This is a genomic window from Geobacillus sp. E263, assembly GCF_007197795.1.
Classification (GTDB): Bacteria; Bacillota; Bacilli; order Bacillales; family Anoxybacillaceae; genus Parageobacillus_B; species Parageobacillus_B toebii.
The window spans coordinates 1343518-1366665 of record NZ_CP041632.1 but is presented as its reverse complement, the minus strand read 5'-3'; the positions used below and the strand labels follow the sequence as shown (position 1 = coordinate 1366665).

21 protein-coding genes and 1 pseudogene are annotated in these 23148 nt (G+C 44.1%); 7 read left to right on the top strand and 15 right to left on the bottom strand.

Features of this window, described 5'->3' with window-relative positions; translation table 11 throughout:
- Positions 1-13: 13 nt before the first annotated feature.
- On the bottom strand, positions 14-331 hold the full coding sequence (qhpC, locus tag FNL97_RS07100) for a quinohemoprotein amine dehydrogenase subunit gamma (RefSeq protein ID WP_143415289.1): 318 nt from the start codon (positions 329-331) through the stop codon (positions 14-16).
- Positions 332-457: 126 nt separating this feature from the next.
- On the opposite strand from qhpC, the gene FNL97_RS07095 reads away from it, so the two are divergent.
- Both FNL97_RS07095 and FNL97_RS07090 read left to right on the top strand, forming a co-directional pair.
- Positions 458-1165 (top strand): response regulator transcription factor, encoded by a 708-nt coding sequence (locus tag FNL97_RS07095; protein WP_143415288.1) that lies wholly within the window; start codon positions 458-460, stop codon positions 1163-1165.
- 124 nt (positions 1166-1289) lie between these two features.
- Complete coding sequence (locus FNL97_RS07090; RefSeq protein ID WP_172713569.1) at positions 1290-3254, top strand: ATP-binding protein; 1965 nt, start codon at positions 1290-1292, stop codon at positions 3252-3254.
- Positions 3255-3458: 204 nt separating this feature from the next.
- On the opposite strand, the gene megL is transcribed toward FNL97_RS07090, so the two are convergent.
- Positions 3459-4649, bottom strand: a complete 1191-nt coding sequence (gene megL, locus FNL97_RS07085; protein ID WP_143415286.1) for a methionine gamma-lyase — start codon at positions 4647-4649, stop codon at positions 3459-3461.
- Between the two features lie 131 nt (positions 4650-4780).
- Complete coding sequence (gene ilvD, locus FNL97_RS07080) at positions 4781-6457, bottom strand: dihydroxy-acid dehydratase (RefSeq protein WP_143415285.1); 1677 nt, start codon at positions 6455-6457, stop codon at positions 4781-4783.
- 190 nt (positions 6458-6647) lie between these two features.
- Here ilvD and FNL97_RS07075 point away from each other — a divergent pair, with 190 nt between their 5' ends.
- The 3 genes from FNL97_RS07075 (at position 6648) to FNL97_RS07065 (ending at position 9898) form a co-directional block, all read left to right on the top strand.
- The gene (locus FNL97_RS07075) at positions 6648-7205 is read left to right on the top strand and encodes a VanZ family protein (RefSeq protein WP_286173509.1); all 558 of its coding nucleotides are present in this window, start codon (positions 6648-6650) and stop codon (positions 7203-7205) included.
- 330 nt (positions 7206-7535) lie between these two features.
- On the top strand, positions 7536-8660 hold the full coding sequence (gene proB / locus FNL97_RS07070; RefSeq protein ID WP_062756253.1) for a glutamate 5-kinase: 1125 nt from the start codon (positions 7536-7538) through the stop codon (positions 8658-8660).
- Positions 8657-9898, top strand: coding sequence for a glutamate-5-semialdehyde dehydrogenase (locus FNL97_RS07065; protein ID WP_143415284.1), 1242 nt, complete (start codon positions 8657-8659; stop codon positions 9896-9898). Before proB ends, FNL97_RS07065 begins: the two co-directional genes overlap by 4 nt.
- Before the next feature lie 36 nt (positions 9899-9934).
- Here the strand turns inward: FNL97_RS07065 and FNL97_RS07060 are convergent, their stop codons facing one another.
- Positions 9935-10219, bottom strand: coding sequence for a DUF3784 domain-containing protein (locus FNL97_RS07060; protein WP_015864178.1), 285 nt, complete (start codon positions 10217-10219; stop codon positions 9935-9937).
- A gap of 160 nt (positions 10220-10379) precedes the next feature.
- Complete coding sequence (locus FNL97_RS07055; RefSeq protein WP_143415283.1) at positions 10380-10802, bottom strand: GtrA family protein; 423 nt, start codon at positions 10800-10802, stop codon at positions 10380-10382.
- 466 nt (positions 10803-11268) lie between these two features.
- On the opposite strand from FNL97_RS07055, the gene FNL97_RS07050 reads away from it, so the two are divergent.
- Entirely contained in the window at positions 11269-11682 is a 414-nt protein-coding gene (locus FNL97_RS07050) for a hypothetical protein (RefSeq protein WP_143415282.1), read from the top strand.
- A gap of 148 nt (positions 11683-11830) precedes the next feature.
- On the opposite strand, the gene FNL97_RS07045 is transcribed toward FNL97_RS07050, so the two are convergent.
- The 8 genes and pseudogenes from FNL97_RS07045 to FNL97_RS07005 form a co-directional block, all read right to left on the bottom strand.
- Entirely contained in the window at positions 11831-12379 is a 549-nt protein-coding gene (locus FNL97_RS07045; RefSeq protein ID WP_143416293.1) for a shikimate kinase, read from the bottom strand.
- A 57-nt stretch (positions 12380-12436) separates the two neighbouring features.
- Positions 12437-13216: a type I 3-dehydroquinate dehydratase gene (aroD, locus tag FNL97_RS07040; protein WP_143415281.1), complete on the bottom strand. Its 780-nt coding sequence runs from the start codon at positions 13214-13216 to the stop codon at positions 12437-12439.
- Positions 13217-13700: 484 nt separating this feature from the next.
- The gene (locus tag FNL97_RS07030) at positions 13701-14555 is read right to left on the bottom strand and encodes a Cof-type HAD-IIB family hydrolase (protein WP_143415279.1); all 855 of its coding nucleotides are present in this window, start codon (positions 14553-14555) and stop codon (positions 13701-13703) included.
- 20 nt (positions 14556-14575) lie between these two features.
- Positions 14576-14858: pseudogene (locus FNL97_RS07025) on the bottom strand (nucleotidyltransferase family protein).
- A complete protein-coding gene (locus FNL97_RS07020; RefSeq protein WP_235603611.1) occupies positions 14842-15261 on the bottom strand; it encodes an HI0074 family nucleotidyltransferase substrate-binding subunit in 420 nt (139 codons plus the stop codon). Before FNL97_RS07020 ends, FNL97_RS07025 begins: the two are co-directional and overlap by 17 nt.
- A 94-nt stretch (positions 15262-15355) precedes the next feature.
- Entirely contained in the window at positions 15356-16924 is a 1569-nt protein-coding gene (locus tag FNL97_RS07015) for a plasmid pRiA4b ORF-3 family protein (RefSeq protein ID WP_143415278.1), read from the bottom strand.
- Positions 16925-17304: 380 nt separating this feature from the next.
- Complete coding sequence (locus FNL97_RS07010) at positions 17305-17748, bottom strand: DUF4275 family protein (RefSeq protein WP_286173506.1); 444 nt, start codon at positions 17746-17748, stop codon at positions 17305-17307.
- Positions 17749-17752: 4 nt separating this feature from the next.
- Positions 17753-18676 (bottom strand): tetratricopeptide repeat protein, encoded by a 924-nt coding sequence (locus FNL97_RS07005; RefSeq protein WP_143415277.1) that lies wholly within the window; start codon positions 18674-18676, stop codon positions 17753-17755.
- Positions 18677-18761: 85 nt separating this feature from the next.
- On the opposite strand from FNL97_RS07005, the gene FNL97_RS07000 reads away from it, so the two are divergent.
- Positions 18762-20078, top strand: a complete 1317-nt coding sequence (locus tag FNL97_RS07000; protein ID WP_143415276.1) for a M20/M25/M40 family metallo-hydrolase — start codon at positions 18762-18764, stop codon at positions 20076-20078.
- A 213-nt stretch (positions 20079-20291) separates the two neighbouring features.
- Here the strand turns inward: FNL97_RS07000 and FNL97_RS06995 are convergent, their stop codons facing one another.
- Both FNL97_RS06995 and FNL97_RS06990 read right to left on the bottom strand, forming a co-directional pair.
- Positions 20292-22745, bottom strand: coding sequence for a DEAD/DEAH box helicase family protein (locus FNL97_RS06995; RefSeq protein ID WP_143415275.1), 2454 nt, complete (start codon positions 22743-22745; stop codon positions 20292-20294).
- Positions 22738-23064 (bottom strand): nucleoside triphosphate pyrophosphohydrolase, encoded by a 327-nt coding sequence (locus FNL97_RS06990; RefSeq protein ID WP_015864194.1) that lies wholly within the window; start codon positions 23062-23064, stop codon positions 22738-22740. The genes FNL97_RS06995 and FNL97_RS06990 overlap by 8 nt, the downstream gene beginning before the upstream one ends.
- Positions 23065-23148: the final 84 nt, after the last annotated feature.

The following is a 23148-nucleotide window of genomic DNA, read 5'->3' as shown; positions in this document are numbered from 1 at the left end:
TCTATAGGCAAAATTATTCATCAAAAAACTTTAATTTTTGCCAGTCTCTTACTACAGCAGGGCATTCCTGATGCCAATCCGGATATTTCGTTAAACCGTCTGGTACTTGAGCAGCCCACCAGCAATCCCCGTAACAGCCGTATAAATCCCTTTCCATCGGCTGACAGGCCATTGCCAATCCCATCCCTGATCCATCTGCTTCCCAGCCAGGATCAAATACGGTTGTGCAGCCAATTGGCAACTGCAATCCCTGAACTTCCATCTTTTCTCCCTTCTCAATTTTACGAATTATCTGTTTTCCTTTATAATTAAGAGGTCTACTATGCTTCACTATTTTCCCTCCTGCCGCTTCAGCTAATTTTTACGAACATTATAAAGAAAATTGTTAAACAAAAATCAAAAATAATGTAAAATTAACTTAAAATTCTAAAAAATAAAGAGATATAAGGAGGATGCAATGAAAGAAAATGCAACGATTTTAATGATTGACGATGAACAGGAAATTCGCGAACTGGTAGGACTTTATTTAACAAAAGAGGGCTATCGTTTTTACGAGGCGGATAATGCCGAAAAAGGACTAAGCCAACTAAAAAACTCTCAGCCTGATTTAATCATTTTAGATGTGCGTCTTCCCGACCTCGATGGCATTGAATTGTGCCGCAGAATTCGCCATCTTACTACCGCACCTATTTTATTTTTAAGCTGCAAAGATTCAGAGATTGATAAAGTCGTCGGACTGAATGTCGGCGGGGATGACTACATTGGAAAGCCATTTAGCATTCATGAGCTATTAGCGCGTATTCAAGCACATTTGCGCCGTTACAAATCCCATATGAATCAGTTTTGGGATACAGATCATACAATTTGCTCGCAGTCTATCCGATTAAATCCAAAAAAGCATGAATGTTATGTCCGTGGCAACCCTATTTTCCTAACATCGAAAGAATTTCAGCTTCTTCATTTTCTAATGAGGCATCCTCAACAAGTTTTTAGCGCTGAACATTTATTGGAAAAAGTATGGGGGTATGATAGTGAAGTGGATATACAAACGGTCATGGTCCATATCGGTAAATTACGGAAAAAGATAGAAGAGGATCCAAAAAACCCTTCTATCATTATTACCATTAGAGGGGCGGGATATAAATTTAATGAGGAAATTCAATAGTTTGTGTCGAATTTATCAGAAAATATTCTCCACATTCCGCGGCCGAATGCTTATTACACTCTTTTTTTTATCCATTAGTCCCCTTCTTCTTATTCTTTATTTTGCCATTACAGGTTCTAAACATATGCTATACACGACAAAGCAGCAAATTGAAAAAGCGATGCTTCATTACATTACATATTTACACCAGGAAAATTTAGATAAACAGGCTGCCCATATTAACGAACAATTAAATTCCTTGGAAAAACAAATACAGATGATTAGCACGACAGCCTCCTTTTTTCTCACTGAACCTAGCGGTTACTCCCACTACGAATTAAAATTAACAAAAGAAAAGGAAGGATATTATTGGGAAGAGATAGAAGGAGATGTATCAAATGTAGGTATAAGCGCTATCAATAAATTAACACCTGAAATTAGGCAAAGATTAATATTATCGAAAGCTTTAGAGCCTGTATTTAAAAAAGTTGTTCAACAAAATGCGCATGTAGCGGCTATTTATTATATCAGTCCACAGTCTTATTGGCGTATTTATCCAAAAATGAATGTGAGACAGGAAATCAATAACGGTTATTTATCCCCCAATATTGATTTGACAAAGAAAGATTTTTTCTCGTTAGCAGCCCATTCTCCAAATAATGAACCTGTGTGGACTGATACATACGTTGATTTAACGCATCGCAAAGAAATGTTTTCCCTTTCTACGCCGATACGTGACCGCAATGGAAAGTTTATCGGCATCATTGGCATCGACATTACGATTTCTCAAGCAGTAGAACACTTGCTGAATTTTAAATTCCAGGAACCCTCTGCATACGCTGTTTTAATTAGCAAAAATCACCGTTTTATCGCCTACCAGCCTAAGGCAAAAGATGATTTATCATTTTTATCCTCTCATCTTCAAACAATTATCGGCGCGCAGAAGCCTATTTCTTGGAATATTAATGATAAAGATAAAATCATATTATGTTCTATCATTCCAAATACAAATTGGAGTCTCATATCAGTCATTCCTAAAGAAGAAATTATTGATTCGATCAAACAAATTACTTTACAAAAATTAACAGATTATAAAAAATCGTTTTCCTTTCAGTTTATCAGTTTACTATGTTTCGTTGCTATTATTTTAATTATCAGCTCCATCGCGATTTGGAAACATTTTACTAATCCAATCAAGGAACTTCTTGAGGGAATTAGCTCAGTAAGTGCAGGAATTTTTCGTACCAAGATGACAAAGCCGTCGTTACACGAATTTAAGGTGCTTCACTCTTCGTTTAACAACATGGCAAAAAAGTTGGATGATCTAATCAGCAATTACGAAGCACTGCATTTACAACTAGAAGAAAAAGTAGCAGAACGGACCGCTCAACTGACAAAGGTTAATGAATCTTTAAAACAAGCTAATGAAAGACTAAAACAGCTCGAACAAACTCGCCGTGAAATATTTGAAAATATCGCACATGACTTAAAGACCCCAATTACTTTAGTGCTGGGCTACATCGAAGCTATTCAAGATGGAATAGCAGGAAAGGAGAAAAATGAGGAATATTTAAAAAGGATTGAAAAACATTTGCACTCGATCAATCACCTGGTAAAAGGAATTTATGAACTAAACCATATCGAAGCCCAGACAAACGTGTTTCAATTCGAACAGGTAGATGCTAACAGCTTTTTTACCTATATTCAAGATGTCTATAAGAATTATCCAAACATTCATATTTCCATTCAAAATGATTTGCCGTTTGTAAAAATGGATACAAAATATATGGAACGCGCTATGTTCAATTTAATTGATAACGCGCTAAAATACTCAGATGCCCATTCGCCTGTAGAAATTCTCGTAAAAAACACAGAGCAATCTATTGTCATTGTAATACGTGATTTTGGCTGGGGAATATCAGAGAAAGACTTACCGTATATATTCGACCGCTTTTATCGTGTAGATAAAGCAAGAAACTCACATAAACCTGGAAATGGCTTAGGACTAACAATCGTTAAAGAAATTGTTCATGCTCATGGTGGAAAAATCGACGTTGTAAGCAAACTTGGTGAGGGAACAACATTCACCATTTATCTCCCAATTTGTTAAGAATATATTTCCGAGATATAAACATGTTGACAGTTCTATGCCTCCACTTTTTCTCTTACTACATTAAATAAATGCAACTTGCTGTTTCATCTTTATGAACTTTTTATTCTAACTTATATACATGTATAGCCCGTGTCCTGGCAAGTTAGGCAACACGGGCAATCCAATCACCTTAGTCCAACACTTCTCCAAACATTCGCCTTGTTATCTCGCTAATAAACAAAGCGCCTTCTCCAAATCATCCCAAATATCTTCCCACGCCTCTAAACCAACGGACAAACGGATGAGTTGGCCACTGATTCCCATCTTTATTCTTTCCTCTTCCGGCACCACAGAATGGGTCATCGTTGCCGGATGTTGAATTAACGTTTCCGTATCGCCAAGGCTGACAGCGATTTGAATGAGCTGAAGATGATTGAGAAAGCGCTGGGCGTCTCGTTTTGTTCCTTTAATTTCAAACGAAATCAAGCCGCCACCGCGTTTCATTTGTTTTTGATAAATCGGATAATCGCGATTGTCTGGATCAGCAGGATAGCAAACGCGTTCAACGAGGGGATGTGTTTTTAACCGTTCCACAATTTTCTCTGCATTATCGCAATGCCGGTCCATCCGCACCGGAAGTGTTTTTAATCCTCTTAGCAATAGCCAAGCGTCAAACGGGGAAAGAACGCCGCCGATATCTTTTTGCGTTGTTTTCGCGATTTCCTCCATCAATTCTCTTTTCCCGACCGCGATGCCGGCAATGACATCGCCATGGCCCCCGATATATTTTGTCGCACTATGCACGACAACATCACAGCCAAATTCAAGCGGCCGCTGCAAATATGGCGAACAAAACGTATTGTCCACCACAACGGTAATCCCATATTCTTTCGCCACGTTTACAACCATTTGCAAATCGATGAGTTTCATCGTTGGATTAATCGGTGTTTCCACATAAATGCAAACCGTTTCCGGACGGATAAGGCGGCGGATCTCCTCTTCCGTTTCCATCGCGCAAAAATCGTGGGAAACGTGATATTTCTTTTTCAACATCTGCAGCAAACCAAATGTACAGCCGTATACTCCTTGTGAACATATAATATGGTCATTGGCTTTCGTTAATGCAAGCAACACTGCGGATACGGCCGCCATCCCGGAACTAAACGCGAGCGCCGCTTCCCCACCTTCCAAACACGCCATTTTTTCTTCCAGCATCCGCACCGTCGGATTAGCGAGGCGCGAATAAATATAGCCGTCTTCTTGCCCAGCAAACCGCGCTTCTCCTTGTTCCGCCGTGTCAAACGTAAACGTCGATGTTTGAAAAATCGGCGCCGCCAAACTGCCAAGATGCTGTTTCGCGTCATATCCGTGATGAATAACGATCGTTTCCATTCGTTTGTTCGTATTGTCCATCAAATCCCTCCTATATTTCTATCATATACATCTTTACCTCAATTGTAATCGTTTCCAACTAGATTTTTTTGCAAAAATAAAACCTGTCCGCTCTGGTCATGGGACCGGCGAACAGGTTTTTTGATAGGCTGTTAAATTTTCATAATCCCTCCCGTGCTCGCGGAAGTAACGAGCTTCGAGTAGCGTGCGAGGTAGCCGGTTTTTACTTTCGGTTCAAACCCTTTCCAGTTCGCTTTCCGTTTTTCCCATTCTTCGTCAGAAAGCTTTGCGTTAATCGTTCTGTTCGTAATATCGATTTCAATAATGTCTCCGTCTTCAATAAAGGCAATCGGACCGCCTTCCGCCGCTTCTGGGGAAACGTGTCCAACCGATAAACCGCGGGATGCCCCTGAGAAACGTCCGTCGGTGATAAGCGCGACTTTTGTTCCAAGCCCCATGCCGACGATTTGCGAAGTTGGCGCGAGCATTTCCGGCATTCCCGGTCCTCCTTTTGGTCCTTCATAGCGGATGACGACAACATGGCCTGGTTTTACTTTCCCGCTCGCAATGCCTTCGAGCGCCTCTTCTTGCGAATCAAATACGATCGCTGGCCCTTCATGGCGCGTAATGCCGGCTTGCACGCCTCCTGTTTTAATGATCGCGCCATCTGGAGCGAGATTTCCAAACAATACGGCAAGTCCGCCTGTTTCGGAATACGGGTTATCAATTGGGCGGATGACATTATAGTCTTTGACTTCACAGCCGGCGATGTTTTCCCCAAGCGTTTTTCCGGTTACGGTCAACGTATCGAGATGCAGCGTTCCTTCTTTTTTCGCTAATTCATTTAATACGGCCGATACGCCGCCCGCTTCGTGCAAGTCTTCAATATGCACATCGGAAGCTGGCGCCAGTTTGGCAAGATGCGGCACCCTTGCAGCGATTTCGTTAATTCGTTCGAGCGAATAATCGATCCCTGCCTCGTTTGCAATTGCAAGCGTATGTAATACGGTATTTGTCGAGCCGCCAAGCGCCATATCAAGCGCAAACGCGTTATCAATCGCTTTTTCTGTGACAATATCGCTCGGTTTAATGTCATGCTCGATCAAATACATTAATTGTTTCGCCGATTGGCGAACCAATTCTTTCCGTGCCGGATCTACCGCTAAAATCGTGCCGTTTCCTGGCAATGCGAGCCCTAATGCTTCCGCCAAACAGTTCATCGAGTTGGCTGTAAACATGCCCGAACAGGAGCCGCACGTCGGACAGCCGTATTTTTCTAATTCCTGCAATCCTTGTTCATCAATTTTCCCTGCTTGATAAGCGCCGACCCCTTCAAATACGGAAGAAAGCGAAATTTTTCGCCCGTCGCTCGTCACGCCAGCCTTCATCGGCCCGCCGCTGACAAAAATCGTCGGAATGTTTAGCCGCATCGCCGCCATCATCATGCCCGGCGTAATTTTATCACAGTTTGGAATGCAGACCATTCCATCAAACCAATGCGCAGAAATGACCGTTTCGATCGAATCCGCGATAATTTCGCGGCTTGGAAGCGAATAGCGCATGCCGATATGCCCCATCGCAATCCCATCGTCGACGCCGATTGTATTCATTTCAAACGGGACTCCGCCCGCTTCGCGAATCGCTTCTTTGACAATTTTCCCGAACTCCTGCAAATGCACGTGTCCCGGAATAATGTCAATATACGAGTTCACCACGGCGATAAACGGCTTGTCAAAATCTTCTTCCTTTACGCCTGCCGCGCGCAGCAAACTGCGGTGCGGCGCCCGGTCAAATCCTTTTTTAATCATATCGCTGCGAAGCTTTCTCAATCTAAATCCCTCCGTTAGTAGTTTTGTAGTCTCGATGTTTTTAGTATTGTACCATTTTTTAAAATAAAATGACAATTATATTTATTTCGATAACAGCGATTATCCCTTTAAATCTATCACTTTGTCAAAATTGGAAACTGCTTGAATTCGTACGTGGTTATATATTACAATTCTAAAAAAAGGAGAGTTTATGATGTTTGATTTTAAGGTGCCATTGATTGGTTTTGTCGTCATTTGGACATTATTTCGCGGTATTGTGTACATACGGAAGCGAACCTTTTCTGTCAAACACGAAATCATCCATGGATTATTCGCTTTTTCCCTTGTATTTATATATAGTGTGACGATTTTCCCATTTCCGTTTTATACATATCCGCTATTACAAAGGGAAACGTATGCCGGCATCAATCTCATTCCACTTGCGAGCATCCGGCAGTCGCTTCACCATTTTTACTGGCTCGTTCCCTTGCGAAACATTGGCGGCAATATCGCGTTGTTTATACCATTTGGGTTTTTTGCTTCTTGTTATTCTTCTATCCTTCGTCCGAAAACCATCGTTATCGTCGGATTTCTTCTTTCCTTATGCATCGAAATCGTCCAATTGTTTTTCATTCCGTTTCGGGCTTTTGATGTCGATGACATTCTTTTAAACACGTTCGGAACAGCAATCGGAGTATTATTGTTCCGTCTATTAGACCGGCTGATGGTTAAGACATCTCGCGCTAAGCAAAGCAATTACTCTAGTTAATCATCGTTGTCGAAGAAAAACCCCTTGACAATTTTCTGATTTGTATGGATAATTTCTAACAAATCGTTGATACGGAAAACGGTACGGGACTAGTAAATCGATGGAACGTGCAAGAGAGTGGAACCCGTAGGCTGGAAGGTTCCTCACGGGAAGTCGATTGAACCTGCCCTAGAAAGGCCGCTTATGCAAACATAAGCCGTCCGCCCTCGTTACGGGCAAGAGGTGGGCGCATGATGCGCCAAAAAAGGTGGTACCGCGGAACGCTTTTTCCGTCCTTTTGCAAGGAAGGGAAAAAGCGTTTTTTATTGGCAAACCGAAAGGAGGAAAAACGTGAAAAAGCAGCGAGTCGTCGTGAAAATCGGAAGCAGCTCATTAACGGATACAAAAGGCGCTCTTTGCCATGAAAAACTTTTCGATCATGTCGAAGCGATCGCCTATATCAAACAATTAGGCCACGAGGTCATTTTAATCACATCGGGTGCGGTCGCCGCTGGATTCGGACCGCTCGGCTATCCGTCTAGGCCGACTACCACCGCGGGAAAACAAGCAGCGGCAGCCGTCGGGCAAGGGCTGCTCATGCAAGGCTATATTTCCGCATTCAAACAGTTCGGTATTACGACAGGACAAATTTTATTAACAAGAGAAGACTTTTACAGCCGTGAACGGTTTCATAATTTATTTTCCACAATCACTACATTGCTGGCATGCGGAGTTTTGCCGATCATCAACGAAAACGACTCCGTGTCCGTCGAGGAATTGACGTTTGGCGACAACGATATGCTTTCCGCGCTTGTCAGCGGCTTTTTGCACGCGGATGCGCTCATTATTTTAACGGATATTAACGGACTATATGATGATAATCCGAAAACGAATCCGAAGGCGAAAAAATATGCATTTCTTCCGAATATTACCGATGAAATGATTGAAGCGGCGGGCGGCAGCGGCTCTGCGGTCGGAACAGGCGGGATGAAATCAAAGCTTCTCGCCGCGCAAAAAGCGCTCTCGTTTGGAGTAAGCGTCTTTGTCGGAACGGGTGCGGGGAAAGAAAAACTTTGCGACATTTTGGAAGGAAAAGGAGACGGGACATATATCGGCGCGCCGTTTCATGGACATATGCAAATGCGCAAGCAATGGATTGCATACCATGCACCGGTCGCCGGAAAAATCGAAATTGACGAAGGCGCCGAAACCGCCCTGTTGCAGCGTGGAAAAAGTCTGCTTCCCGCTGGCGTTACCGCGGTATATGGAAATTTTTCCGCCATGGATGTCGTCGAGGTCGTCAACCGAAAAGGAGCCGTCATCGGCCGCGGTCAAGTATATTACTCCGCTAGCGACTTAGAACAAATCAAAGGCCTTTCTAGCAATGAAGCGAGAAAATATTCGATTAACCATCGACCAGAAGTAATCCACCGCGACAACTGGGTATCATTACGAAAGGAGAGTGTCGTAAAATGAACGAATTGCTTATAAAAGCAGAACAGCTTCAACAAGCAGCGAAAACGTTAGCCCTTCTGTCAACAGAAGAAAAAAACGAAGCATTAACGCGCATCGCCGAAGCGCTGATCAAACAAAAAGAATGGATTTTGCAAGAAAACGAAAAAGACGTTGCGCTTGGAAAAGAACAAGGTCTTTCTCCTGCTTTAATCGACCGATTGCAGCTAACAAACGAACGAATCGAGCAAATTGTCGACGGCGTCCGTCAAGTTGCAGATCTTCCTGACCCAATCGGCGAAATCGTCGAAGAATGGACGCGGCCGAATGGGCTTCGCATTCAAACAATTCGCGTGCCTCTCGGTGTCATCGGAATGGTGTACGAAGCGCGCCCGAACGTCACCGTTGATGCCGCAAGCCTTTGCCTAAAAACAGGAAACGCCGTCTTATTGCGCGGCAGCTCATCGGCGCTTCATTCGAACAAAGCGCTCGTCCATGTCATGAAGGAGGCGCTTCGCGATTCCGCCATCCCTGCCGATGCCATCCAGCTTCTCGAAGACACGAGCCGGGAAGCGGCCCAGCAAATGTTTCGTTTAAACGGCTACTTAGATGTATTAATTCCACGCGGCGGCGCAGGACTGATTCGCTCCGTCATCGAAAACGCCACCGTTCCCGTGCTGGAGACTGGCGTTGGCAACTGCCATATTTTCATCGATGAATCAGCGCAAAAACAAATGGCCATCGATATCGTCTTGAACGCGAAATTGCAGCGCCCATCCGTCTGCAATGCAGTGGAAACGGTATTAATCCATCAAAACTGGCCGTATATCAGCGAACTCGTCGAAACATTGCACGCGCGCGGAGTAGAGCTGCGCGGCGATTCGCAGCTTGCTTCATCGTATTCCTTTATCCAGCAGGCTGCCGAAGCCGACTGGAGCACCGAATATTTGGCGCCGATTTTAGCTATTAAACTCGTGCAGAACGTCAAAGAAGCAGTCGACCATATTAACCGCTACGGCACGAAACATTCCGAGGCAATTATTTCCGAACAAAACGACAACGTCCGCTTCTTTTTCCAAGCGATTGACGCCGCCGTGCTTTATCATAACGCCTCGACCCGCTTTACCGACGGCGAACAGTTTGGCTACGGGGCGGAAATCGGCATCAGCACGCAAAAACTGCACGCCCGCGGTCCAATGGGATTGCGCGCGATCACCACGACGAAATCGCTCGTATACGGCACGGGGCAAATTCGCTCCTAAAGGAAAAAGCCGAATCCAACGCGATGGATTCGGCTTTTACTCTACCATTTTGACATTTGCATAAGCCGCAAGCGCCACATGCCCGATGACGGCAATCGGAAAAATCACGATCATATCAGGATGGTCAATCATGCTTCCAGCCGCTGCGGCAATGCCAACGATCATATTATATTTCCCTACGATTCTCGCCAGTTTTTCTTGATCACGAATGCGCCGCTGATTATATCCGGACAGCAGCCACGTATATTTTTTCGCCCCGATAAAATACGCCAGCAAAAACGAAACGGCTGCTAAAAACAACAGTTCGAAAGAGTAAATCACTTAGTCACCTGCTCCCATCCGTTTATCCTATTTCTTACTATTTATTATTGTATCATTATTTTTATAGAAAATTAAGGCTATTGTTCTATATGGTACCGTTTTGCACATCCGATTCGGAATATCAGGCTCTAACCAATCCAAAATTTGTCGTACACCCATGTTAGGAATGGGACGGTTTTGAGGCAAACACCCAGAAGCGGCTGCCGGCAAAATTGACGGCAATCCCTCCCAACGTCGCTGCGAGTTTTCCGGCAAACAGCGGCCAGTGCCCAACGTCCCGGCAGAGAAAGAGCAGAAGAAGCGTCACCGCAAGCGACAGCACATTCACCACGATAAAACGCAAAAACTCTCCAATGCTTGCTTTTCGTTTTACCCGAAACGTCCATATCCGATTCCATACATAGCTGTTGACCACGCCGGCCGTATAAGAGCATACTTGCGCCAACAGAACGGAAACGCCAAACGAGGCAAGGAGAAAAAAGACAATAAAATCCACAAATGTATTTCCAGCTCCAACAAGGCAAAAACGCCATAATGTTTGAATATTTTTGCGGCTGTTCCACGCAAAACGATGCATTTTCATGCTTATTTCCGACTCCCCACACGTCTTTCACGATATATAACGAACGTTGCTTCACTTCCTGTATAAGCAACCGATATATCTCCAATAATCCTAAGGCATAAGCTACAAAACAGTATAACCATCAGATGCGGCGGCTATTTCGCTACCGTGGAATAAGGAAATATCTTTAATTATAATATCACATCACTTGAGGAAGAAAGCATGTCAATACGATAAAAATGGAAGAACATTAATCCAAAAAACAATAGCAAGCCGCCGCCTTTTCTCGCGCATTTTCTCTTCTTTTTCTAGTGTTTCTTTTTCCCACATCATCAATATAAAAGTACGATGAAAATTGAGTATAAACTTTCTCAAATGAAAGTGATGGACTCATTCGACAATCTTTTATTCTCGTAAGCATCGTAGATTTTCCTTTCCTTCTTTTCTTTCTTCTTTTATAATGAGATAAGTAAGGGAGGTGAGAGAAATGGAACAGGAAACAATGCTAAAAGAAATTTTGAAAGCATTGGAGATTCATTCCAACCATATGCACACAAAAATGCAAGAAATGGAAAACCGTTTGGAAACAAAAATGGAAGAACTGGAAAATAGGTTGGAAACAAAAATGAAAGAAATGGAAAATCGATTAGAAGCAAAAATGCAAGAAGTGGAAAATCGATTAGAAGCAAAAATGCAGAAAATGGGAAATCAACTCAGAACAGAAATGAGACAGATGGTAGAAAATCTTGAAGAAAAAATGAACGAGCGATTCAACCGTTTAGAAACAAAAGTAGACAGCCTGCGCATCGAACTGTCGGAAACACAGGAAACGGTCGATTTCCTCTCAAGCAAAACGCTCCAGCATGAACGGAAAATCCGCGAGTTGTATCGGCAACAATGACCGTCTCCTCTCTTCATTTTCCTCCTGCTGCTCCTTAAGTGTTTCCTTCGGCAACGAATCACCTGAAAAGAACATTCCTTGATTCAGAGACGTATCATAAATTCCAACAGAAAACACCCTTGTACAAAACAAAGGGTGTTTTTCCTGATTATTCCGTATCCCGCTCGCGAATCAATTCCATTACGCGGGTTGCTACCGTTTCCGGATCAAGCCCATCTGTCGCCAAGCGATAATGATGCTGAGAATAAGCTTGTTTCCGCTGTTCAAATAATTGCTTGATTTCCTCGAGCGTCTTATTTTTCAACAAAGGACGGTCATGGATAAGGGACGGAAGACGTTCTTTCCAGTTTTCCCATGACAAATCGAGGAGAACAACAATGCCGTGGGATAAACAAGCCTTTCTTACTTCCTCTTGCAAATACGCGCCTCCCCCGAGGGAAATAATTTTTAAGCGGGTGTTCGTGCAAAGATCAACGATTAGTTCCCTCTCCACTTTTCGAAAATAGTCTTCTCCCATTTGTTCAAAAATGGCCGGAATCGACATTTGATGGCGTTTTTCGATTTCCTGATCTACATCAATAAAGTCTCGGTACAGCTTTTTCGCCACAAGCTGGCCAATCGTTGTTTTTCCTACTCCCATAAAGCCGATTAAAACGATATTTCTTTCCCGAAGCGGAATGTTGCAATATGTACCCATATCTGCCGCCCTTTCTTTACAACAAATCATAAAAATTATTTACTCCTTCCATATCCATTAGCCGTGAAACATATGCTTTTGCACAATATGAAGGACTTCTTTCAAATCCTCGATTGGGATTTGGCCTGGTGCCGAACTATTTTGACCAACAGCAAAAGTAACTGCCGAACCAAACATCCATCCAGCCAAGCGAGTAATGACCCCTAATCCTCCCATTGACATGGTGATAAGGGGGATGCTTAACTGGCTTCTCGCTTCTTGGGTCGCCTGGAATAAAACAAGCAAGTCTTGCGGAGAAGCAGGCATAACAGCGACTTTAGCAATATCAGCACCATATGATTCCGCCTGCAGCATTTTTTGGACAAGTTCTTCTTTTGGGGGAGTTGAGCTGAAATTATGATAGGACATAATCATGAGAATGCCATATTCCTTTGATACTTGGCGAAGCGATGTCAATTCCTTTTCATAAAGCAGCTCGTAATCAATCATATCCACTAATCGGCTTTTGCACATTTCTATAAATAATCGGATTTTTTCTGTTTCTGTTAACGGAACAGGATTCCCGCCTTCCTTTTCCGAACGAATCGTAAAAAGAATGGGAATTTCCCCTGCAATTTTTCGAATGGCTAGCGCTGTTTCGAGCACTTTTTGCGGATCGTAAATATCTTTAAAAAAGTCGGCGCGCCACTCAATAATATCAGGCCCCTTTCGACATACTTCTTCCGTCTCCGACAAGATTTGTTCCATACTCGCTCCTACTATAGGAGTACAAATGCATGGCTGTTCTCCGCCAATTTGCGTGCCCCTTACGGATACAATTTTTTGTGATATATTCATGATTATCCCCCTATTCTCGATATCCTGACTTTTCTGAAATGGCCTTAGCCCCTTCTTTGACTATTTCTCTATTGCTTCAGAAATGAATCGGTTCGTAGGATCTAAAACAGTCAAACATGCCTTAACTTCACCGTTAATATGAAAATAGGCACAGCCATCGCCAATCCCGGTGCTATAACGAATGACGCTTTCAAACATAAACTGCGACACGACATAGAGCAGAACAACAGACGTATAAAGCAACCCCCGCAACAATTGCCTTTATTCATATATAGTACAACAAAATAGATCAGTCTGAAAATCCTTCCAACCAATATTCGCGATGGATTCATACAAATACAGCCAGCCCTCTGTTTATAGAGAGCTGGCTGTTCACATGCATTTGCTGCAAAAAATTCTGCTTGCCGCACTGGAAAACCTTGATTTTTCTTAACGGATTCCATTAATACGGAATGAGACGGTGGAAAGAGCATGATGCCCACCGTCACTGTTTTCGTTTGTCGATCAGTTCTTCCAACACGATCGCCACGCCGTCTTCCTCGTGTGACGCAGTGACTATGTCGCTGACTTCTTTTAATTCCGGTGCGGCGTTTTCCATCGCGACGCGGTATCCGGCGACGGCGAACATCGATAAATCGTTATGGCTGTCACCGAAAACAACCGTATCTTTCAGATCAATGCCGTAATGAGCGGCCAGTTTTACAAGCGCCTCCCCTTTCGTCGCTTGTTCATGGTTAATCTCAATGTTGTTTGGATGTGACGAGGTGACAGTAATGCCGGAAATGCCGTCAAACTGGGCAGCTGCTTCTTGTAAACGTTCTTGATCGAGAGAAAAAATGAGCACTTTATAAAAAACGGTTTGCCGCTCCTCCCAGATGGCGCGGATGTCATCAACATACGTCACGCGCGCCTGCTGGAACTGCTTTTCGACGATGCGCTTTAATTCAGGCGCGATATCGCTTGCCTTTTCGGCCATCGCCTCAAGATGGGCGCGGTTATGGAGCCCGACATAGACGGCATCGCCCGTATAAATTTCGAAATATAAATCCGGCTGTGCGCGCACCCATTCGAGTGCTGGAATCAACTTTTCCTTGTCAAGCGGCACATCGCCAAGCACCGTCCCATCTTCTAATGTCATCACCGCGCCATTTAAACTCATAATCGGGCAAACAAGCCCCGCATCCCGAAGCGGCGCGCGCGCGTCTTTATACGCCCTGCCCGTCACGATCGCCACGATATGGCCTTGCTTTTGCGCTGCCACAATGGCCTCTTTATTTCTTCTACTTACCTGTCCATTCGAATTGAGCAGCGTCCCGTCCATATCCAATGCGATTAACACTATTGCATCCCTCTTTCTCATTATGTACGTTTGTAAATCACTACTCCATCGCGGTCAATTTGCCGTTTTATTTAATAAATCGGCAAACAGTACATCATAGGAATAAATTCCGACAATGTCATCGATATCTTGAACAATTTTTCCTTTCTGTTCTCCTTCATAATCAATACACAAATCAATATCCGAATTATAATGCGCCGTATCCCTGGCCCTTGAACCAAATAAAATCACTTTCCGAATGCCACGTTCGCGTTGAAAGTAGTCCAATAATTTTCGATATACATCTTCATGAATTCCATACATCGCAATCAATCACTTCTTTTTTTATATTTTCAAGCAGCTTTTCGATTTCCCCCACATATTGTGCTATTATCTTGTTTTTAATTTTTTCATAATCATCCTCATTATAGACATGAACCGTCGCATTACGCGAACTTACAATGTCGTTCCACGTATCAATATTTTCAATCCATCCTTCTTTGAATGCTTGCCTGTAACAAGCACGCGGATTGCTTAATTCGAGTCCCCAAGACTTAAAAACCTTCGATAATAATTTCCACAATTGATCCTCTAAAATTTCGTACTTTTTGACAATCGAATCACGGTACACTTCTTTGGTGATGTCATCTGGATTTTTGATTTGCTGGAAGACATGGATAATATTTTTTAAATGCGTCAATAATCGGTACACATACTGATACGACAATATAATAATGGATTCTTTATATTTGTCATCCAAAATATAATAATAGATTCTTTATATTTGCCATCCAAATCTAGACTCCTCCTTGAATCTCATCCTAAAACATTTCAAAAGTTCTGCGGACATGTTCGGACGCAGGAGTCCGCGGCACTTCCATCGTCCGGATCGGCAGTTTGCGCAGCACCGGGGCGAGCATTTGCTTCGTTTCTTTTTTCATGCGGATTTCCCGCGGTATTTTCCCAAGCCGCAACAGCATGTCCAAAAAGCTTTTTTGCACGCGCATCGCCACATTCTCGATCGGAAGCAAATCGTTATGGATGATAAACCCAGTGTTCACATCCACCGCCAGTACAAATGTCGGAAAATACGGGCGCTCCCCGCGCTTCTCTTGAACCGGCCGGTTGATATACCCCGCGTCAAATTCGATGCTGCCATAGTATACTTGCCCAATATTTTTCACCATTTCAATCAACTTCGGATCGACAAGCAGTTCATACGTCGGCGCTTTTTCCTCGGCTTCCAGCTCGGCAAGCGGAACGTGGTCATCGCGCCAAACGACATTCCCATCCTTCTTTTCACCGATGCGGGCAAACATCTTTTCATCCTGCGGAAACACTGGAAGCGAAAGCTCCCCTTCCCCAGCGCGCCGCGCGACATCCAGCGCCTGATCAAGCGCCGCCGTCACCAATTTTGCCTCTTCTTCGGAAATCGTCCACGGATAGTACCCTGGGACAAAGCTGCGAAACTGCGGCCACTGCTTTTTGCCGCGGAACGTCATGCCTTGGGAGCGGAGGAGCTCATAGTCTTCCTTGCTTAATTCATTTCGGTCGGCAAAGGAAATGAGCACCGCCCGCTGTGTATACACGAGATCTTGTTCGGGATATGGCTGTTTGAATAAATGCTGCAGGCTTTTGTATCCTTGCTCCCCGATATATACGACCATGCCATGCTCTTGGCCAAGCGCGCCAATGACGGAACAATATAAGCGCTCGTTCGTTTCCGGATCGATGACAAGGAAAATTTCATCATCATCCATCCATTGCCACGGCGCTAACCGGTTAAACGCCACCGCTTTTTCCAACAGTGCCCGCCATACGTTGCCTTGTGTGGCCTGCGCTCCCTTCTCCATCTCTTTTCGCGCTTTCTTTTGGATTTCCTTACCAACTTTTTTGCTCAGTGGAGCCAGTTTTGCATTGACCATTGCTGTCAATTCCTTTGTCTCGATCTCCTCTGGATTCCACCCTTCGCCCATGCTGTCTTCTTCAGGCGCAACACGCACCGCCTTGAGGCAAACTGGATAGACGAGATCTGGCTGCGGCTTCACTATTTTTTCAAGCACGATCTCATGTTCCCAATCGTCGCCGAAGTCATAAATATACAAGCAGCGGTCTCCCTCCTGCACGAGCCAATCGAAAAGCCGCTCCTTATGCTCCTTATAGTCCGCATCGTCCCATCCATCACCGACATCATTGCCGATTTCGATGCGCAATTTCGCCGTTCCGCGCGTCTTCGTGATGTAAAACGTATGCAAATGCCGGTCTTCCCAGTCAAACGCTTTTTGCAGCACGCGATGAAGCTCGGCAAACGTCATATCGCCTGGCACCAATAACCGCCGCCATACCGGCGGGCGAATACCTTTTAACTGCACCTTTAGTTGATAAATCAATCTATTTACCTCCATATCATCGAGAAATTTTCCTTCTTTTCATTCTATCATTTATTTATCACCATTGCTAAGAAGATGGCAAAATGGTACAAAATACGATTGCAAGAAATGATTAACACAATAGATCTTTTCGTCACACAATTCGCACCCAAATTGCGGAACTAAACGAGTGAACGAACCGTTTAACCGGCTGGAAACAAAATAAAGCCAGCTTGCGCATTGAGCTAACGGAAACTTCACTTCAGCAAAATCGCCCGACACGAGCGAAAAATCCGCAAGTTATACAGACATCTCCTATTTTAAGAATCTCTCCCATCTACGCTACACTTAGGGTGGGAGATTCCTGCTCTGTCATCTCTATTATCTGCCACCTACTCGATTTATTTGTTGAATCGGAAACCTTCTTGTCTATATTTTCGATAAAAATACGGCCCGCAATAGTATTCATGCGTCTGCACATATGTCCATGTAAACTGCGGGTCGACGACATACACATCGTGCTCGCGCCGCAAATCTTCCGCCCGCAAATTTTCGGCGTTGACAAGCATATACGCCTCTTCCCTTTCTTGATAAAACAAATAACAAACGAATCGGTTCTCCTCATGAAACGCGCGCATCGCCGCTTTTCCTTCAAGACAAGGCAGTTTTTCGTAGCTGAATACATGCCACAAAAACTGCTCAAAATAAATCGACTGTTTTTCCTGTGGACTAATGGCATCCGTAAACGCTCGTTCCCAACGCCTGCGAAATTCTTCTCCTTTTCCCTTCCATTCTTCGACTATGATTCCTCGATTTTCCAATATTTTTCGTATGTTCATTTCCATCTCCCTACCCCCAAGGAAATATATCGCTCGCGCGGCAAAAAATCCGATACGAAACGCCTTGTTTGCGGCGCCGCGCCGCTTTGTTTCCTATTCTCGTCGTTTCGATGATCTCATCCCAAAACGGAATGCGCGCGCGCAGCCGCTCAAACATCTTCCGAACGGCGGCATCGGTAACGTCTCTGCCAAAAAACGATTGAAACAATGTTTCGCGGACGTCTTCCCCTGTCATCGGCCGCTCGCTATGCAGAATTGTCGCAAGCGCATAAAACGATTGGTATTCGAGCTTCACCAACTCGCCTGCGTAACGAACGACAAAACCGTCTTGTTCGCTGAGGCAAAGCATCACCTCATGTAGCGAAAACCGCTCCTGCTCGGAAAAATATATTTCCTCTGTTACAATTTCGTCGCTTTCCGGTGTAATAATGCGATAAAGCGCGCGGTGAAAATCTTCAATGCGATGGAGAAAAATCGCTTGGCGATAGCGCTCGACCGTTTCTTCATCATATGGTTTTGTTTCCATCTTTTCTATCTGCTTTAATGCGTTCGACGCGAGAAAAATGCCGCAATTGACAAGAAACATATGGCTTAACATCGCCTGCGTGTCATTAAGAGGCTCATCCATCGATCCCGAAAGCGCCTGATGAAAATGGTACGCCGCTTCGGCATACCTTCCTTCGTTATAGTAAATATGCGCTAACCGATAATTCGCAATCGAATGGTTTGGCTTTCGCTTTAACGCCTTTTGCAAATACATTTTCGCCTGCTTCGGATCAGGGTTGCCCGACATTTTGAAATACTCGCCAAACCAAACGTACAGATGAATCAATTCGTCTTCGATTTCTTCCCGCCGTTTTCGATCTTTTTCTTTTTTCCACTCCGTAAGCAAGCGGCGTTCTTCTTGATGCGGAAAAAACTCGTACTCTTCCACTCCACACTCCCTCCCTTTGTGACGGGGTGTCACACACTGATTTGTACAGTTGTATTGTAACGAATTTGAAAAGGAGATGGATAGTATGGAAAAATGGACGAAACTCATGATTCGGCACGGATTTCATCCGGAAGATGAGGAAACAGGAATTACATCACAATGGCTTGCGCAAACATTCGCAACGCTCATCCAACAACGCCAGCACCTTGACGCCATTTCCGAAACGGACTGGATGGAAGCGCTCCAACAAACCGCCAAACAGATGGTTTTTCGTAATGACATTCCAGGAAAAGAAACGCTGGTCGACCCGACGAAAAACGAACTTCCTCTCATTCAAATCGATCCGTACGTCCGCGGCATCGTCCGCTGGCTGAACATGATGCATATTTACACCGTTTACAGCTGCGACGGAGAGGGAGTTCGCCCGGCAACGATTTATTTTCTCAACGACTTATCCGCCCAGCAGCTCGCCATCATCCGGGCTTGCACCCCGCAGCAAATTCGAATTAAAGCGGAAAAAAGAAAAGCAACCTTATTCTATCAGCGTGGACACATCGATGACCTTTTAACGATGGCCGAACGGTTATACAACGTCTGGCGGAATCCAGAGCTGCTAATGACGTATCGCTTAGAAACATTCAAACATCGCCTATATTCCCTTCTTTCCATAAACGGAAAAAGCGGCAGAGAAGCGATGATTCGGCAAATGCTCTATCGAAAGCTCCAACAAAAAACAGATTGGCGCGAAATCGACGATTACGGAAACTTGCTTGCCGCGGTTTATTGCGGAAACGGCCCGACGATTCTGCTTTCCGCCCATATGGATACGGTTCGCCCGTTTTCACCGAAACGCACGATTATCGAAAACGGAACGGTATTAAACAACTCGCGCGGCATCTTAGGCGCCGACGACCGCGCGGGGATCGCGGTCATCTTAGAAATACTTGATTTCATTCGCCATTCCCGCTTCCAAAGAACGCTTAAAATCTTCCTTGCCATCGAAGAAGAAATCGGCTGCCTCGGCTCGCGTAACATCGACCCAACATTTTTGCAAGACGTCGATGCCGCGATTGTCGTTGACCGACGAGGAATGCGCGACATCGTCACTTCTTACGCTGGCATTGTGCCATTTTGCGATGATAATTACGGCCGCATTTTCGAAACAGCCGGAGCGCTCGCCGGCATGCCCGACTGGAAAATGACCCATGGCGGACTAAGCGACGCCAAAGTCTTCGCCGAATTCGGCATTCCATCTGTCAACTTATCTGTCGGCTATGAGCACGAACATACTGAACTCGAAACGCTTGACTACAAAGCAGCGCTTGAAACTGTGCTACTGCTTGAAGCAGTGTTCGAAAATAACATGATCACAAAAGAACTCGTCACAACGTGTAAGGGTTAGGAGAAAATAGAAAGTAGAGTGGAGCAAAATAACCACTCTACTTTTATGTATTTTTTGTTTCTGTCGCTGCGCATCCGCTTTTTGACACTCTTGGAGAATCATCTCCTAATATTTCGTTAGCTCCGATTTGCCTGAAATTGTTATGCTCTTGTCTTGCCAATGTATAATGAAAAAAGCGACTCCATCCTAAAAGACAGCATGCAAAATACAAAACTATTCTATTTTTTTATTGTCTTTCCTTTCAAAATATACATGCAACCGATACTCACAAATCTCTTTCGTCCATTGGTATAAAATCTCTTCGTCTTCCGGTCCGATGGAAAATGTTAAAGAAAACACATTGTTGTCAAAGGAAAGAAGTCCGTTTGAACTCCCGCTCCATTTCGTCATCGGCATTCTAGCGATAAGTTTGCTTACTTTTTCTTCATCGTAAACCCATAGCCGTTTTGTTTCCTTGTCTGAAAAATCAATGCGCTTCCGGTATTCTTTCTCGGTTAGATAGCGATGGAAAAATGGTGCTGCCTCTTGCGGCGTAATCGGCAAATGCCATCGTGAAGAACCCCGTTGAAGCATCGCCTGTAAAACAACCATTTTGTAGCTTTTTGTCATCGGAGTGCGTTCTACTTCCACTAACCATGATTCATACTTTGAGAAAATTTCTTTCTCTCGTTCTGACAGCTCCCCAGCCCAATAAAGAAACCCGATATACGATTTAAACTCTGATTTATATTCAGACGCCTCACTTCTTCCATAGAGATGAAGCTGCAAGTATGTCGGGCGATAACCGAGTTCCTGTTTTAGTTGTTGATAGTCAAATAATAGTTTCTCACGACGCGGCTGGCGTTTTTTCCGCATTTCCTCTAATAGATTAATTGCTCGTACATCGAGGTGAATCGAACAATTTTCTGGAACAGTTGGGATCAGTGACGCTTTTTTCTTTTTACCTTCCCCACGTTCCGTATCAAACAACGCTAATTTCACGTCTGCATTGCGATAGTTTCCGATTAAATCGATAATGACGCAATAATCCTTTCCTTCATACAGCCGAAGTCCGCGGCCCACTTGCTGGGTAAACACGGTAAGCGACTCCGTCGGCCGGACAAACAGCAACGTATCCACCGATGGAATATCGACACCTTCATTAAATAAGTCCACCGTAAAAATGGCGTCCAATTCTCCTTTTTCCAGCATTGCAATTGCCCTATCACGCGGAATATCTGTTTGTTTGGAGTGAAGGCTGACCGTTCGATAATTTCGTTTTCGAAAATATTCCGATAAAAAGTCGGCTTGCTTGATCGATGAACAAAATACAAGCGTTCTTGTTTTCTTATATTTCTCCCATGCCTTTAAAATCTTGTCCGCCATTTCTTCCCTTAGCTGCACTTGAAGCAGTTCTGCCTCATCATAGCGGTTGCCGAGCCATTTGATCTTGGAATAATCCGTATCATCGTAGACCCCGTAATAACGGAATGGGGCAAGCCATCCGCGCTGAACCGCTTCAATAAAATCAATTTTGTAGGCAACATTTCCGTCACAAATCGCATATACATCTTTGTTGTCATTTCGATCTGGAGTTGCGGTAATGCCAAGCAGAAATTTTGGCTCGAAATAGTCAAGCACCCGCTGGTAAGAACGCGCCGCGGCGTGATGAAATTCATCGATGATAATTAAATCGAACGCATCTTTGGAAAAGGCTTTTAAATGTTTTTTCATGCTTAGCGTAAAAATGGAGGCAAAAATAATGTCGGCATCCTTATCTTTCTTATTTCTGTCATAAATGCCAAATGTTTTATTCGGGATAACCCTTTGAAACGAACGTTTTGCCTGCCGAAGAATTTCTTCACGATGCGCAATAAACAGTACTTTTTGAAAACGGCGGGCAAAAAACGCTGCCAAATACGTTTTCCCAAGCCCTGTCGCCATGACGACCATCGCCTTATCGTAGCCTTCTTCATAAGTCGCTTCTAGCCGTTCGAGCGCTTCCACTTGGGCAAAGCGCGGTCGAATCGTTTCGTATGTAACCGTTGCTGGATCGTAAATTACGTCATGATCACGTTCATTGATTTCCGTCTCCGCTTTATCCAATGGAAGCATTAATTCAACTTCTTCCGCTTCCGCCCACGTTCGCGCGAGATTCGGATGCCGTTGGTGATAGTCATGATACTGCTTTTCATAGTCCTTTAACGTCTCTTCGTTCACTTGTACTGTTTCATCAGCGTAAAACAGCTTCAAAAACTCTTCCATTGACTCTGCAAATACGTTTTCATCGACGCTTTTGTCCAACCCGATATTCCATTCGATCCCTTCTGTCAACGCCGATTTCGACAAGTTGGAGGAACCGACAATAAAATAGCCGCTTGTTGTATTTTCAAATAAATATGCTTTTGGGTGAAAAGATACTCCCCTGCTTCGCCATAATCGTATCTCGATGTCCGGATGAATAGAGATCAGCTCACGAAGCGCTTCCGGCTGGGTGACAAAGAGATAATCGCCAGCGCAAATTTTAATATCCGCCCCTCGTTCCGCCGCTTTTTTCAATGTTTCTTTCAGCAGGCGGACACCCGATTTCATCACGAACGAGGTTAGTATGTATATGGTTGACGATGTTTCGATATGTTCCTGTATCTTTTCGATAAGATTGCGTTGAATTAATTCGACCTTACTCATCGTGTACCTCGACTAAAAAGATTTTTTCTTTAAATCCTCCCCGCTTCTCTGCTTTTTCCGCTCGAATTTGTTCAACGCGTTCGATCGACGATCCGTGGCATTCGGCAAGAGCATGAATAATTTCCAGCACATCCGCCAATTCTTCCAGCGCTGTTTCATTATCACTCGCATTCATATATTCTTCTAATTCTTCAAATGCTTTTTTTCGCAGCTCTTTACGATATTCGTCATCTTCCAATATTCTCGTTGTAAATGTCTTTCCCGTTTGTTCAATAATTTGTGGAATCTTATCACGGACAAGTTTGTTGTATACTGGCATGATACCCTCTCCTATTTTTATTTTCTCTTTACATATTCTACAAGATTTTTCTCTTGTTTGAAATGTGCACTTTTCTGCCCTCTA